This is a genomic window from Novosphingobium sp. NPDC080210, from assembly GCF_050281025.1.
GTDB lineage: Bacteria > Pseudomonadota > Alphaproteobacteria > Sphingomonadales > Sphingomonadaceae > Novosphingobium.
On the sequence record NZ_JBNNWL010000003.1, the window covers coordinates 398,561 to 412,972 of the forward strand.

The window sequence follows — 14,412 nt, forward strand, 5'->3', positions numbered from 1 at the left end:
GGCCATGAGCAACCCTGCAATCCATCCGGTCGTTCTATGCGGAGGCAGCGGCACGCGTCTCTGGCCGCGCAGCCGGGCAGTCATGCCCAAGCCGTTCCTGCCCCTGGTCGGCGATGGAACGCTGTTCGAAGCGACCCTCGCGCGCTGTCCGGCGCAGGCTGGTTTTGCCGATCCGATCGTCGTTACCGGAGCGGCGCATCTCCCCCACGTCGAAGCCCAGTGGCCTGCCGGCACGGGCGGTGAAACGATTGTCGAACCCTGCGCCCGCAATACGGCAGCGGCGATTGCGCTGGCTGCGCTCCGCCTGCCGGAAGAGGCGATCATGCTGGTTTGCCCCAGCGATCACCACATTGCCGATGCCGGGGCCTTTCAGCGCGCGGCCCTGACCGCCGCCCGGCTGGCACAGGATGGCTGGCTCGTCTCCTTCGGCATCGCGGCGACTGCGCCAGAGACCGGCTTTGGCTATCTCCACCGCGGTGAGCCGATTGGCGATCTGGGTTTCAAAGTGGCGCGCTTCGTCGAAAAGCCGGATCTGGAACGCGCCAAGGCGTTCCTGGCGGACGGCGGTTATGCCTGGAACGGCGGTATCTTCGCCTTCAAGGTCGGCACGTTCCTGGCCGAATTGACCTCTCACCGGCCCGACATCGCCCGCCAGGCCCGCGAAGCCGTGGCCAAGGGCCGTGCCGAGGGAACGCGCTTTCACCCCGATGCCGAATCCTTCGCGGCGATCCAGAGCGAGTCGGTCGACTATGCGGTGATGGAAAACACCGCGCGGGCAGCCATGGTCCCGGCCGACATGGGCTGGTCCGACATCGGCAATTGGGACGCCCTGCTGGAGGCGCGGGACCGCGATGCACAGGGCAATTCCGTGCGGGGCAAGGCGGAACTAATCGATTGCCGCAATGTCCTGGTCGAAAGCGACGGACCGCGCGTTTCGGCCATCGGCCTGGATGACGTGATCATCGTGGTCGACGGCGATGAAGTGCTGGTGACGACCCGCGCCGGAGCGCAGCTTGTCGGCAAACTTGGCGGCGCGGCGAAGCAGTGAGCCTGCTCCTGCCCACGCGGATGGTGGAACGCCCATGGGGGCGTGATTGCCTGCCGCAGCCCTTCGTCGCTCCTGCGGGCAGCAAGGTTGGCGAAGTTTGGTTCGAACCGCCCTCCGCGCTCGACGCGCTGCTGGTCAAATATATCTTCACCAGCGAGGCGCTGTCGGTGCAGGTGCATCCTTCCGATGAACAGGCCCCGGCGGGATGCCGCGGCAAGGAGGAATGCTGGCTGATCCTGGAGGCGCAGCCCGGGGCCAGCCTGGGGATCGGGTTCCGCCAGGATCTTTGCCCCGATGCCATGCGCGCCGCTGCGCTGGACGGCTCGATCGAGGACCTGCTGGAATGGCACACGGTCCAGGCAGGGGACTTCTTCTACATCCCGGCGGGAACGGTCCACGCTATCGGTGCGGGGCTGAGCCTGATCGAAGTCCAGCAGAACAGTGACGTGACCTATCGGCTGTATGACTATGGCCGCCCGCGCGAATTGCACCTGGATGCTGGCATGGCAGTGGCGCGGGGTCATTCCTATGACCGGTCGCTGGCGCAGCAAGTGCAGCCCGCTGGTCCGGTATCGCTGGTGGATGGGCCGCATTTCCGGCTCGACCGGGTGGACGGTGCGCCCGGTCGGGAAATCGCCGCGCGTTATGGCGGTCCCTTGCTGGTCATCCCGCTCGATGGCGAGGCGCGGGTGAACGGAGAAGTGGTGCGCGGCGGCGAATGCGCCTGTGCGCCCGCGCTGGACGCGGTCAAATTTTCCGGTCGCAGCCTGATTGCCCAGCCCTGTCAGGCGGGCTGAGTCGCCTCTATCCAGCCGCCGCCGACGACGCGCTCACCGGCGTAGATCACTGCCGCCTGTCCCGGTGCGACGCCATACTCCGGATTGTCGAACCGGATCGTGGCTTCCGCGCCTTCGCCGAAGTCTCCCTCCAGCGTTACCGGCACCGGCTTGGCGAGGGAGCGGACCTTGGCGGTCAGCGGCCCGGCGGGCAGCGGGCCGATCCGGTTGGTTTCGGAAATGCGGGCGGAGCTGACCGCAAGCAGGCGCTTCGGCCCGACCAGCACCTTGCGGCCCGGTGCGTCCAGCCCGGTCACGTAGAGCGGTTCCGGCTGTCCACCGATCTCCAAGCCGCGGCGCTGCCCGACCGTATAGTGAATGATGCCCTTGTGCTCGCCCAGGACCGCTCCGGTTTCGGCATGGACGATTTCGCCGGGTTCACCCCCTTCGGGCCGGACCGAGCGCACGATCCTGGCATAGTCGCCGTCGGGCACGAAGCAGATGTCCTGGCTGTCGGGCTTGGCCGCGACGCGCAGGCCTTCAGCCTCGGCAATGGTCCGCACCAGCGGCTTGGGCAGTCCGCCCAGCGGAAAGCGCAGGAAATCAAGCTGCGCTTCGGTGGTCCCGTAAAGGAAATAGGACTGGTCCCGCGCCGGATCGAGTGCGCGGTGCAGTTCCGGTCCGGCGCCGCCCATTTCGCGGCGAACGTAGTGCCCGGTGGCCAGGCAGTCCGCGCCCAGTTCGCGCGCCATGGCAAACAGGTCGGTAAACTTTGGCCCCATGTTGCAGCGGATGCAGGGGATGGGCGTGCGACCCGCCAGGTAATCGTCGGCAAAACGCTCGACGACTTCCTCGCGGAACTGGCTTTCGTGATCGAACACATAGTGGGCTATGCCGAGCCGGTCGGCCACGGCGCGCGCATCGCGGATATCGTCGCCGGCGCAGCAGGCCCCCTTGCGGCCCGTCGCCGCGCCGTAATCGTAAAGCTGCAGCGTCACGCCAATGGTTTCCGCGCCGCTGCGCGCGGCGAGCGCGGCGACCACCGAACTGTCCACCCCGCCTGACATGGCCACGACGATGCGCTTTCCAGCCAGCGGGCCGGACAGCTGGAACAGCGTGCCGAGGTCAAGGGAATCGGCGGAAAAGGAGGCTTCTACGGACATTGGGGGCGGCCCATACACTGCCGCGCGCTGCATGGCAAAAAAGACCTAGGGAGGGGGAATAACTTCGGTAAGCAAGATCAACACGAAGTAAACAGCGCCTTTACTGGTTCTTGACCTTGTCCGGCTATTACCCTGGCCATGGACTTAGCCGATGACCTTATGGCCAGCCTCCGCGACCGGGTTTCCCCGGGCAGGCAACGGGCACCTTACGGTGCTCCTGTCTGGGCAGAGCTGCACGCCCGACTGACCGCGGCACACGCGGCAGCGGGGCAGCTTTTGCAGCAAGCGGAACTGGCTCCGGTCGGCGGCTTTGATCTGTGGCAGAGCAAGGGTCGCACCAATCCCTCCAGCGGCGTTAACCGAACTGATTTAGCAGATGGCAAAGGTGCCACGGCCAATCAGGATGGCACCGCCGGAGCAATCAAGACCGGTGGTCGAGGATTACCATGATCGAGAACCAGAAGATCCGACCTGCGATGGTGATTGGCCCGCTTGGCGAGCCGCTGACCATTGAATCGCTGCCTTCTCCCAACACGACGCGTTGGGTCGTGCGCCGCAAGGCCGAAGTGGTGGCTGCCGTGAACGGGGGCCTGCTGACCATCGACGAAGTGTGCGAACGCTATAGCCTGACCCTGGAAGAGTTCGCTTCCTGGCAGCGCGCTGTCGACCGTTCGGGCATGCAGGGGCTGCGGGTTACCCGCATCCAGCACTACCGCGACCTGTACGAGCGCCAGCTCAAGTACTGAACCGGCAGTACCGGGTACGGCAAGCAGCCGGGGTGGGCCACAGGGCCTGCTCCGGCTGCTGCGCATTTGCGCTTCATGCATTTGGCCGAAGCAGCTTTGCCGTCTGCCGACCGCGTGATTGCCCCCGCATCGCAACGAGCCTAAGGCAAGCTGTGTTCCGGCCCGCAAAGCACAGGCTTGCAGCTGGTGACCTATGATAGTAATACAGTGGACCGGATGCGCGCCCAACTCCAGGCGTCTGCATGCTGCCGATCCGGGGGCGAAGGCGAAGCGGTGATGAATTACGAGACTGGAATCGAAGTCGAAAACGGCAATCCCCTGCTGGAAGGCGGAGAGGAAGACCGCCGTTCGCGCCGCAATCTCATTCTGATGGCGCTGGGCGTTCTCATCGCCATCGTCGTGATCGCCTACTTCGTCAATCGCAGCGGCAATGCCGCCGAGGGCGCCGATGCCAAGAAGGAACAGGCCCCGACGGTGACGGTCGTCGTGCCGGGCCGGACCACGGTCGAAGGCACGATCAGTGCAACCGGAACCCTGGCTGCGCGCCGCGAAATGCCGGTGGGCGTTGCGGGCGAGGGCGGGCAGGTCGTTTCCGTACTCGTCGAACCGGGCCAATGGGTTGGTGCGGGCCAGGTCCTGGCCGTGATCGACCGGTCGGTCCAGGTGCAGCAGGCCGCGAGCCAGTCGGCCCAGATCCAGGTCGCCCGTGCCAATGCCGATCTGGCCGAAGCGAATTACCAGCGCGCGCTGAAGCTGGTCGACAAGGGTTTCGTGTCGAAGGCCGACGTTGATCGTCTGCGCGCGACCCGCGATGCCCAGCTTGCCCAGGTGCGCGTCGCCAGCGCCCAGGCCGGCGTGCTCGGCGCACAGATGCGCCGTCTCAACATCGTCGCACCCGCTGCGGGCCTGGTGCTGGAGCGCCGGATTGAGCCGGGGCAGGTCGTCAGCGGCGGTTCGGGCGTGCTGTTCCGCCTGGCCAAGGGCGGCGAAATGGAATTGAAGGCGCAGCTGGGTGAAACCGACCTGGCGGTGATCAGCCCCGGCGTTTCCGCCGAAGTCGTGCCGGTCGGCACGCAGAAGGCATTTACCGGACAGGTCTGGCAGATCGCCCCGGTGATCGATCCGGCTTCGCGCCAGGGCACCGCGCGGATCGCGCTGGCCTATGCGCCGGAACTGCGTCCGGGCGGCTTTGCCTCGGTCACGATCAAGTCCGGCACGATGGTCGCCCCGGTCCTGCCGGAATCGGCCATTCTTTCGGATACCCAGGGCAGCTATGTCTACGTCGTCGGTGCCGACAACAAGGTCCAGCGTCGCCCCGTGAAACAGGGCCGTGTCACCCCGCAAGGGATCATCGTGGCAGAAGGCCTGTCCGGAACCGAACGCGTCGTCCTCCGGGCCGGCGGCTTCCTGCAACCTGGTGAGACGATCAAGCCCGTCTCGCCGCGCGGCTGATAGTCGGCGGGCCGGAGCGAGAACATGAACTTCAACAACATTTCGGCCTGGTGCATCCGCAACCCGGTTGTGCCCATTGTCCTGTTCATCGGCTTGATGCTGGCGGGCATGGTGTCCTTCTCGCAGATGAAGGTCCAGAACGACCCGGACATCGAATTCCCCGGCGTGGTCGTGGTCATCAATCAGCCGGGTGCCGCTCCGGCCGAAGTCGAAAACCAGATTACCCAGAAGATCGAAGCTTCGGTCCGCTCCATCCGCGGCGTGCAGACGATCAGTTCCACCGCGCGCGAAGGCGGTTCTGAAACCATTGTCGAATTTCAGATCGGCACGAACATCATCGAAGCGCTCAACGACGTGAAGAACGCCGTTGACCAGTCGCGCGCCAGCCTGCCCGATGGCATTCTGGAGCCGCAGGTCTTCAAGATCGAGACTTCGTCCGATCCCATCGGCTATTTCTCCGTCTCGGCTGACGACATGACCATTGAGCAGTTGTCGTGGTTCGTGGACGACACGGTGACCAAGCGCCTGCTTGGCGTGCCTGGCATGGCCACTGTGGAGCGCGCGGGCGGGGTCCAGCGCGAGATCCTGGTGGTCCTGGACCCGGCCAAGATGCAGTCGCTGGGCGTGACGGCAAGCCAGATCAACGGCGCACTGCGCCAGTTCAACGTGAATGCCGCGGGCGGGCGCTCCGAAATCGCGGGTTCCCGGCAATCAGTCCGCGTGCTGGGCAATGCGCCCGATGCCTATCAGTTGTCGCAGATCGACATTCCGCTGGGCGGTGGCCGCCTGGTCAAGTTGGCCGAAGTGGCGAAGGTTTCGGACAGCTTCGGTGAAGTGACTTCCATCGGCAAGACCGACGGCAAACCGGTCGTCACCTTCTCAGTCGCGCGCGCGCGCGGCGAATCCGACGTGTCGGTCTATGACGGCGCAGTCGCGAAGCTGGAGCAGCTCGAAAAGCAGACCCCGGGGATCAAGTTCAACCGCCTGTTCACCTCGGTCGACTATGTGAAGGCGCAGTACGAAAGCTCGATTGCGGCCATGGTCGAAGGCGCGATCCTGGCGGTCATCGTGGTGTTCTTCTTCCTGCGGGATTGGCGCGCCACGATCATCTCGGCAATTGCGATCCCGCTCTCGGCCATTCCCGCTTTCTGGTTCATCTCGATGATGGGCTTCACGCTCAACCAGATGTCGCTGCTGGCGCTGGGCCTAGTGGCCGGCGTCCTGGTCGACGACGCCATCGTGGAGGTCGAGAACATCGTCAGGCACATGCGCATGGGAAAAAGCGCATACCAGGCCGCGATCGACGCGGCGGATGAAATCGGCCTGGCCGTGGTTGCGACCACTTTCTCGATCGTGGCCGTGTTCCTGCCGGTTGGCTTGATGCCGGGTATTCCGGGCCAGTTCTTCAAGAACTTTGGCTGGACCGTGGTCGTTTCGGTGCTGATGAGCCTTGCCGTCGCCCGCATGATCACGCCGATGATCGCCGCCTATTTCCTGAAAGCGCACGGCGCGGCAGAACATGGCAGCGGCCCGTGGATGGACCGCTATCTGCGGGTGCTGCACTGGTCGCTGGACGACAGCAAGGCCAAGGCGCGCCGGGCGCTGCTCGCGCGCGTGCCCGGGCACCCCGCCTATATGGCGCTGGGCTTCGTCCTGGCAGCGGTGACCTTCTATTTCATTCTCTTCGGCAGCCCGCCGCCTGCTGAAGGCGAAATCGCCAAGGGCCCCAACCCGCTGCTGGTGACGTTCGGCCTCCTGTTCGGCCTGCCGATCAGTTTCGTGCTTGGTTGCTCGGTCACGGCCCTGGTCGGCGCTTTGATTGCCCGCTTCACTTCTGCACCGGATGACCGGGGTTTCTTCGGCTGGTCGTTGTTCTGGGTCCGCCGCTTCTGGGCACGCATGTTCGATCACCGCATCTGGATGATCGGTGTCGGCCTGGTTTCGCTGATCATTTCCGGAATCCTGTTCGCTACGATCCCGGCTCAGCTGTTCCCCGAGGTCAACCAGGACACCAGCCAGATCGCTATCGAAATGGTGCCCGGAACCACGCTCGAACAGACCGACGCCGTGGCCGATTCGGTCGCCGCCATCGTTGCCAAGCGGCCCGAAGTTGACCGCATCCAACAGCGCGTGCGCGAAGGCAATGGGCGCTTGTTCATCTCGCTCAAGGAGGACCGGGAAAAGTCCAGTCAGGAGTTTGAGCGTGAATTGACGCCGATCCTGCAAAGCATTCCCGATGCGCGCATTACCTTCCAGCAATCCAACCAGGTGGGCCCGGGCGGAATTGGCCGTCCGATTTCGGTCATGTTGACCGGTGCGGATTCCGTCCTGCTGGAAAAGGCCGCAACCGAACTGGTCGAGCAGATGAAGGGCCTGCCCGGTGTCGTTGCGCCGCGCATTGCAGCCGATACGCGCCGTCCCGAACTGATCATCACCCCGCGTCAGGAACTGGCTGCCAGCCTGGGCGTGACGACGGCCTCGCTCAGCCAGACGATCCGTATCGCCACGATTGGCGACATCGATCAGAACGCGGCAAAGTTCTCGCTCTCCGACCGCCAGATCCCGATCCGCGTGCGCCTGTCGGAAGACGCGCGGCGTGACATCAGCGTGATCGAGAACCTGCCGGTCCAGACCGCCTCAGGCGGTTCGGTCCCGCTCGCCCGGGTGGCTGACATCAGCTTCGGCTCGGGCCCGGTCTCGATCCGCCGCTACAACCAGGAACGCCGCGTCTTTGTCGGCGCTGACCTGGCCCCGGGTGCGCTCAAGGGCGATGTGATGACGCAGATCAACAAGCTGCCGATCATGACCAACCTGCCCCAGGGGGTCAGCAACAAGCCGTTTGGCGAGGATGAAATCTTCGAGGAGCTGACCAACAGCTTCGCGATTGCGCTCGGCTCGGCAGTCCTGCTCGTCTTCGGCGTGCTGGTGCTGCTTTACCACCGCTTCGTTTCGCCTCTGGTCAACATGGGGTCATTGCTGCTCGCGCCTTTGGGCGGTCTGCTGCTGCTGTTCATTTTTGGCCAGCCGATCTCGATGCCGGTGTTCATTGGCATCCTGATGCTGTTCGGGATCGTGGCGAAGAACTCGATCCTGCTGATCGACTTCGCGATTGAAGAGATGGCGCGGGGCGCCTCGCGCTTTGAAGCCATCGTTGAGGCAGGACACAAGCGCGCGCAGCCGATTGTGATGACCACCGTGGCGATGACCGCAGGCATGGTGCCCACTGCGCTTTCGATTGGCGGCGACTCGGCCTGGCGTGCGCCCATGGGGACAGTGGTGATCGGCGGGCTGAGCCTTTCCACCCTCCTCACCCTGCTGATCGTTCCGGCCGCCTTCAGCCTGGCCAATGGTCTTGAATCCCGGCTCGGGCCGCGTTTGCGGCGGGTGTTCCTCACCTACAATCCCGGGCGGGATGGCAAGGGCGCGCAGGGCGGCGCTGCGCCTGATGGGCCATTGCCGGCGGAGTGAAGGGCCAGCGCATCCGTCGGCACCGTGTCGTGACGGTGCCCCTGCCGCCTGACAAGGCGCGGCGCATGCGGATTTTCGCTACCGGGCTGCTGGTCCTGATGGCTGCGGTATTCCTGACCGCGCGGCACTTCCAGGGCCTGCACCCGGCATGGGGCTATGTCCTGGCCTTCAGCGAGGCGGCCATGGTTGGCGGACTGGCGGACTGGTTCGCGGTAACCGCCTTGTTCCGGCACCCCCTGGGCCTGCCGATCCCGCACACGGCGATCATCCCGGAAAACAAGGACCGCATTGCCGAAACCATGGGGCAGTTCCTGCGGGAGAATTTCCTGACGCCGCAAGTCGTGGCGCGGCGGCTATCGAACATGAACCTGGCCGCTTCGGCGGGGGACTGGCTGGCCGATCCCGCACGCGGCGGCAGCACCCGGCTGCGTGACGGAGCGGCCGAGCTGCTCGCCCAGATCCTCGAATCGCTCGATCCCGAACGGCTCGGCACACAGGTCCGCGCGGGCCTGTTCCGCCAGGTCGAGAAGCTGGAAGTCGCGCCGCTGATCGGCCAGATGATGGGGACCATGATCGCTGACCGGCGCCACCTGCCGGTGATCGAATCGCTGGTGCGCTGGGCCGGGCTGACGCTGGAGGACAACGAACCGCTGGTCCGCGACCTGATCCACCGCCGCGCCAATGCCGTGCTGCGCTGGACCGGGCTGGACGAACGGCTGGCCAATTCGGTGATCGACGGACTCTACAAGCTGCTGGCCGAAGTGATTGTCGATCCCGACCACCCGCTGCGCGCCAAGATCGAGGAAGGGCTGGAGCAGCTGGCCCGCGACCTTCAGCACGATCCCGACCTGCGCGAGAAGGTGGAGCGGATGAAGCGCGAGCTGATTGGCAATGCCGCTGTTTCATCCTGGTGGCAGGGCGTGTGGGAGCGGATGCGCACGGCCATGCTCGCACGGCTGCGGCGACCGGCGGGCGAAACCAGCGGACAGATGAGCGAGGCCCTGGCCGAACTGGGCCGCCACCTGCGCGATGATCCGCTGCTGCAGCTTCAGATCAACCGTTTTGCCCGCCGCACCCTTGTCGGCATCGCGGTGCGTTATGGCGACCAGATCGTCCGGCTCGTGTCCGAAACGGTCAAGCGCTGGGACGCTGCGACCGTGACCGACCGGATCGAGGGCGCCGTGGGCCGCGACCTTCAATTCATCCGCATCAACGGTACGCTGGTGGGGGGGCTGGTGGGCGTGCTCATCCACGTGATCGACCAACTGCTGTGAGCGCGCCCGTCCTTACGACCGCGCGGCTTGAGCTGTGGCAGCCCGGGCCCGGTGATCTCGCGGACCTGTTCGACCTTACCTTTGCCGAGGAAACCCGGCGATTCCTGGGTCAGTTCGTGCCGACCGAGACGGACGCCTTCGCGCGCCTGCTGCGCAATGCCGGGTCGTGGTCGCTGTGGGGCTATGGCACGTTCATGGTCCGGCTGAAGGGCGCGGACAGGATCGTGGCCAATTGCGGGGTGTTCCGCAGCCACCGGGGCTTCGGCACGGACCAGGGCTTGGACAATGTGCCCGAAGCAGGCTGGATCATTCACCGCGACCATTGGGGCCAGGGCATTGCCCGCGAGGCAATGGAGGCCGCGCTGGCCTGGTTCGATGCGGTCCACGGCCCGCAGCGCGTGGCCTGCATGATCGAGCAGGGCCACACCGCTTCGGACCAGCTGGCGCAGCGCCTTGGCTTCGTGCCATATGGGCGCCAGGAAAACGAAACAGGCCAGCCGCTTATCCTGTACGAACGGCTGCCCTGAACCGGGGTGGGGGAAACGATGCAGCACCGGATGGGCACAGGCGACCTGCTGGATGGGCAGGGCCACCTGATCGAGCGCGGCTGGGCCAGCGCCGAAGTTCGCCGTTATGACCGCCGCGCGATCCGCGCCAGCGGGTGGCGGATCAAGGAGTGGGACTACTACTGCATCACAACCGATCGCCACGCCCTGGCGCTGACCTTGGCTGACAACGGCTACCTTGGTTTCCTGGGCCTGTCGTGGATGGACCTTGAGGCCGGAACCGCCGTCAACCACGGGGCGGTAAGGCCGTTTCCCTTCGGCAAGATGGCGCTTCCTGCCAGCGCGGACAGCGGCGACATCGACCAGCGCCAGGGCGACATTCATCTCTCATTCCGCCTTGAGCCGGGGGCGCGGCTTCTGTCGTTCGATGCGCCCGGCTTTGGGGATGGCGCGGGCCTGTCCGGCACAATCCGCCTGGCCCAACCGGTCGAGGACCGCATGGTCATCGCCACGCCCTTCCCCGGTGCGCCGTGCGCATTCTACTACAACCAGAAGATCAACTGCATGGCCGCCAGCGGCGAAGTGGTGTTGGCCGGAAGGCCGATCCGGTTCGAGCCGGAATCGGCCTTTGCCGTGCTCGATTGGGGCCGCGGGGTCTGGACCTATGACAACACTTGGTATTGGGCCTCGGCATCCGGCTTGCTCGGCCAGCGCCGCTTTGGCTTCAACCTGGGCTATGGCTTCGGCGATACCTCTGCCGCCAGCGAGAACATGCTGTTCCTGGATGGCAGAGCGCACAAGCTGGACCAGGTGGCGTTCCACATGCCCGAAGGCCGCCCGGACTCCGCCCCGTGGCAGATCACCAGCAACGATGGCCGCCTGGACATGCGTTTCGATCCCATCGTCGACCGCTTCGACAAGGTCGACCTGGGCCTGCTGCGCACCGTGCAGCACCAGGTGTTCGGACGCTTCTCAGGCAAGGCGATTGCCGATGACGGCGAGGTGCTGGAGTTCGCCGGCCTGACGGGCTTTGCGGAGAAAGTGCACAACCGCTGGTAGGCGGGTTTCTACCTCAGTCTAGTGGGCGGATCAGCTAGAAAACGGACTTTGCTGATGAAATACCAGCGCACGGGTACTCCCGCTTCGTCTCTTGCCGGAAGGAACTTGGCTCTCTTGGACAACAGCTTGCAGGTGTAGTCGGCGAATTGATCGGGATCAGTACGATAGAGGATGTGACAACCCCCGACAGACCCATCCGCCTGGACATCCAAACGAAACTGAACGTCCCCGCTCTGTCCGTCAAACAAAGCATTGACTGGAAAGTCGAAATCCCTAATCCAGGTTTCGGGACTGCTGATCGGCTCCGGCGAAGTCCGGAGCCGCTCGGATTGGGCGGGATCGTACCCCCAGGAATGGATCAGATCGTCTGTGCATTTGCGCATTGCACGGAGTGGAGCGGCGAGCGATCCGGTCTTGAGAATGATCGGCTGCTTGCGCTGGACCTTCAACGTGATCCCGGTAACCTTGCTTTCTTGTTCGGGCGTCGCTGGAGCAACTACTGTTTTCTTTTCCGGGTCGCGAATACCGGTCAGGTCCAACGATATGAATAGCAGCGTTGGGATTTTCTTTGCCACTGTTGCAGCCAGGGCGAGGCTTTTCTGTGCTGGGTTAGGATCGAAGCTTACATTCGTTTGGACAAAGGGCGTGTCCGACTGGAACCGTTGGCCGTAAAGCGCGAGATCGAAACCGGCGCTGGGCTGGTATCGCGTCAGACGCAGGGTCACCTCATCCTTCCCGGTGCCGAATTTATTGAAAAGGTGGCAAGCCTCCTTGTCGTAATTGATCTCCCATTTGATCGTCGGGGTCAGAACAAGCGGCTCCGTGGGCGCGGCCATGGCCGGAAGCGAAACAAGGGAAAGAGCCAAGGAGCAATAAGCGAGCGCCCGCATCATCGTTGTAACCCCCCTTGTGAACGCATATACTAAGATGTTGAAACATATAGTAACTAGGGATAGCTTCCAACGAAAATAGCCGCGCCGAGGCAGTGTCTTGGTCGTCGAGGAGAAATTGCATCATGCGCTACCGGCTAGGGCTTCCTGTTCTACTCCTAGCTGCTCAAGCCTCTGCTGAACCCGCCATTGCCCCGGTCTTGCCGCCGCAAGGACCGTGGAAGCTGGATTACGCGGACGAGGAATGCCGCTTGGCCCGTACCTTTGGCACCGGCGAGGAGACGCTGACGATACAGATGACGCGCGCTTCGGGCGTGCAGGAATTCGGCATGGTCATTGCGGGGGCATCGATCCCGAAGCTTCCGCAAATGACCCAAGTGACGCTCCGGTTGTTAGAGCAGGGGCGGGAGGAGAAATTTAACGCGCTTTCCGCGCAGGTTCCGGACCGGTCGGAGAGGTTCGTGCGCCTGTACGGCGAAGGTTCGAATATCATCGCCGAATTCTCCGATAACCAGGTGGTGGGAATTAGCCTTGGCTCCCAGTATTCTGTCTCGATAAAACTTCCTGGGGCACGCCAAGCTGTCGCAGCGCTGAATTCGTGCCTTGCCGATCTGCTGAAAAGCTGGGGCGTGGATGTCGACAAAATCAAGGCGGCGAAAGTTCCGCCACGCCCGCTCGGCAATCCGGCATACTGGGCCACGACCAATGACTATCCTGTCCAAGCTCTCAGGGCAGGAAAAGGCGGGAATGTGGTCTTCCTTCTCGATGTGAATTCCAGCGGAAGGCCGACCCGTTGCTCCATCGCACGGTCCAGCGGGGTTCCGCAGCTGGATGAAATGACCTGTCAGCTGGCCATTCGACGCGCGCGCTTCGACGCCGCCCAGAACGCTGAAGGACAGCCCATTGCCGGGTTTTACGTCAGCCGCGTCCGCTGGAGTATCCCGAAGTAACGGAGCAATCGGCCAGGTATTGCGCACCAACAAAAAAGGCCCCGCCGAAGCAGGGCCTTTTCCGTGTTTCGCAAAACGCGCTGTTTACAGCTTGCCGGTGAGTTCCGGCACGGCGGTGAACAGGTCGGCGACGAGGCCGATGTCCGCGACCTGGAAGATCGGGGCGTCTTCGTCCTTGTTGATCGCGACGATGGTCTTGGAGTCCTTCATGCCAGCCAGGTGCTGGATCGCGCCCGAGATGCCGACCGCGATGTAGACTTCCGGCGCGACGATCTTGCCGGTCTGGCCAACCTGGTAGTCGTTCGGGACATAGCCCGCGTCGACCGCCGCGCGGCTGGCGCCGATGGCAGCGCCCAGCTTGTCGGCCAGCGGGGTGATGACCTGCTGGAAGGTTTCCGAATCCTTCAGCGCGCGGCCACCCGAGACGATGATCTTGGCGCTGGTCAGTTCCGGACGCTCGCTCTTGGCGATTTCCGAACCGACGAAGGTGCTGGTGCCAGCGGCACCCGGACCCGAAACGGCCTCGACCGCGCCCGAACCGCCGGTGGGAGCAGCCTTGGCAAAGGCGGTGCCGCGCACGGTGATGACCAGCTTGGCATCGCTCGATTCCACGGTGGCAATCGCGTTGCCGGCATAGATCGGACGGGTGAAGGTCTTGGGCCCTTCGACCGAGAGAATGTCCGAGATCTGCATCACGTCGAGCAGGGCTGCAACGCGCGGCGCGATGTTCTTGCCGGTGGTGGTGGCAGGCGCCAGGAAAGCGTCGTGATCGGCCATCAGGCCAGCGATCAGCGGAGCGACGTTTTCAGCCAGGGCGTTGGCATAGGCGGCATCGTCCGCCACGTGGACCTTGCCCACGCCGGCGATCTGCGCCGCAGCCGTGGCAACCGCGCCGCAGCCCGAGCCAGCAACCAGCAGGTGCACTTCGCCCAGCTGCGAAGCGGCGGTGACAGCGGCCAGGGTAGCGTCCTTGACCGATGCGTTGTCGTGTTCGACCCAAACGAGAGTTTTCATCTTCGAATTCCTTCCATCCCATCCCGTTCGCATCGAGCGAAGTCGAGATGCCTCGCGCCCCGTGTC

12 protein-coding genes are annotated in these 14,412 nt (G+C 64.3%); 9 read left to right on the forward strand and 3 right to left on the reverse strand.

The features are described 5' to 3' along the window. Positions 1-4: 4 nt before the first annotated feature. Together ACQKOE_RS10945 and ACQKOE_RS10950 are read left to right on the forward strand one after the other, a co-directional pair. Positions 5-1,048 carry a mannose-1-phosphate guanylyltransferase gene (locus ACQKOE_RS10945; protein WP_427512810.1) on the forward strand — a complete coding sequence of 348 codons (1,044 nt, stop codon included), beginning with the start codon at positions 5-7 and terminating at the stop codon, positions 1,046-1,048. Then, on the forward strand, positions 1,045-1,845 hold the full coding sequence (locus ACQKOE_RS10950; protein ID WP_427512811.1) for a class I mannose-6-phosphate isomerase: 801 nt from the start codon (positions 1,045-1,047) through the stop codon (positions 1,843-1,845). Before ACQKOE_RS10945 ends, ACQKOE_RS10950 begins: the two co-directional genes overlap by 4 nt. Here the strand turns inward: ACQKOE_RS10950 and mnmA are convergent. Further along, positions 1,833-2,987, reverse strand: a complete 1,155-nt coding sequence (mnmA, locus tag ACQKOE_RS10955) for a tRNA 2-thiouridine(34) synthase MnmA (RefSeq protein ID WP_427512812.1) — start codon at positions 2,985-2,987, stop codon at positions 1,833-1,835. The two genes, ACQKOE_RS10950 and mnmA, sit on opposite strands and share 13 nt — an antisense overlap. Before the next feature lie 446 nt (positions 2,988-3,433). Here mnmA and ACQKOE_RS10960 point away from each other — a divergent pair, with 446 nt between their 5' ends. The 6 genes from ACQKOE_RS10960 (at position 3,434) to ACQKOE_RS10985 (ending at position 11,492) form a co-directional block, all read left to right on the forward strand. Beyond that, positions 3,434-3,733, forward strand: a complete 300-nt coding sequence (locus ACQKOE_RS10960) for a DUF1153 domain-containing protein (protein ID WP_374590538.1) — start codon at positions 3,434-3,436, stop codon at positions 3,731-3,733. 276 nt (positions 3,734-4,009) lie between these two features. Beyond that, entirely contained in the window at positions 4,010-5,185 is a 1,176-nt protein-coding gene (locus tag ACQKOE_RS10965; protein WP_427512813.1) for an efflux RND transporter periplasmic adaptor subunit, read from the forward strand. A 24-nt stretch (positions 5,186-5,209) separates the two neighbouring features. After that, entirely contained in the window at positions 5,210-8,653 is a 3,444-nt protein-coding gene (locus tag ACQKOE_RS10970) for an efflux RND transporter permease subunit (protein ID WP_427512814.1), read from the forward strand. A gap of 65 nt (positions 8,654-8,718) precedes the next feature. Beyond that, a complete protein-coding gene (locus ACQKOE_RS10975) occupies positions 8,719-9,927 on the forward strand; it encodes a DUF445 domain-containing protein (RefSeq protein ID WP_427512815.1) in 1,209 nt (402 codons plus the stop codon). Continuing rightward, positions 9,924-10,454, forward strand: a complete 531-nt coding sequence (locus tag ACQKOE_RS10980; protein WP_427512816.1) for a GNAT family N-acetyltransferase — start codon at positions 9,924-9,926, stop codon at positions 10,452-10,454. The genes ACQKOE_RS10975 and ACQKOE_RS10980 overlap by 4 nt, the downstream gene beginning before the upstream one ends. Positions 10,455-10,472: 18 nt before the next feature. Continuing rightward, the gene (locus tag ACQKOE_RS10985; RefSeq protein WP_427512817.1) at positions 10,473-11,492 is read left to right on the forward strand and encodes a DUF2804 domain-containing protein; all 1,020 of its coding nucleotides are present in this window, start codon (positions 10,473-10,475) and stop codon (positions 11,490-11,492) included. An 8-nt stretch (positions 11,493-11,500) separates the two neighbouring features. Here ACQKOE_RS10985 and ACQKOE_RS10990 read toward each other — a convergent pair whose 3' ends face one another. Next, positions 11,501-12,328 carry an energy transducer TonB gene (locus tag ACQKOE_RS10990; RefSeq protein WP_427512818.1) on the reverse strand — a complete coding sequence of 276 codons (828 nt, stop codon included), beginning with the start codon at positions 12,326-12,328 and terminating at the stop codon, positions 11,501-11,503. A 179-nt stretch (positions 12,329-12,507) separates the two neighbouring features. Between ACQKOE_RS10990 and ACQKOE_RS10995 the strand changes: the two genes are divergently transcribed. Further along, positions 12,508-13,332 carry an energy transducer TonB gene (locus ACQKOE_RS10995; protein WP_427512819.1) on the forward strand — a complete coding sequence of 275 codons (825 nt, stop codon included), beginning with the start codon at positions 12,508-12,510 and terminating at the stop codon, positions 13,330-13,332. A gap of 84 nt (positions 13,333-13,416) precedes the next feature. Here the strand turns inward: ACQKOE_RS10995 and ACQKOE_RS11000 are convergent, their stop codons facing one another. Further along, on the reverse strand, positions 13,417-14,346 hold the full coding sequence (locus tag ACQKOE_RS11000; RefSeq protein ID WP_427512820.1) for an electron transfer flavoprotein subunit alpha/FixB family protein: 930 nt from the start codon (positions 14,344-14,346) through the stop codon (positions 13,417-13,419). Positions 14,347-14,412: the final 66 nt, after the last annotated feature.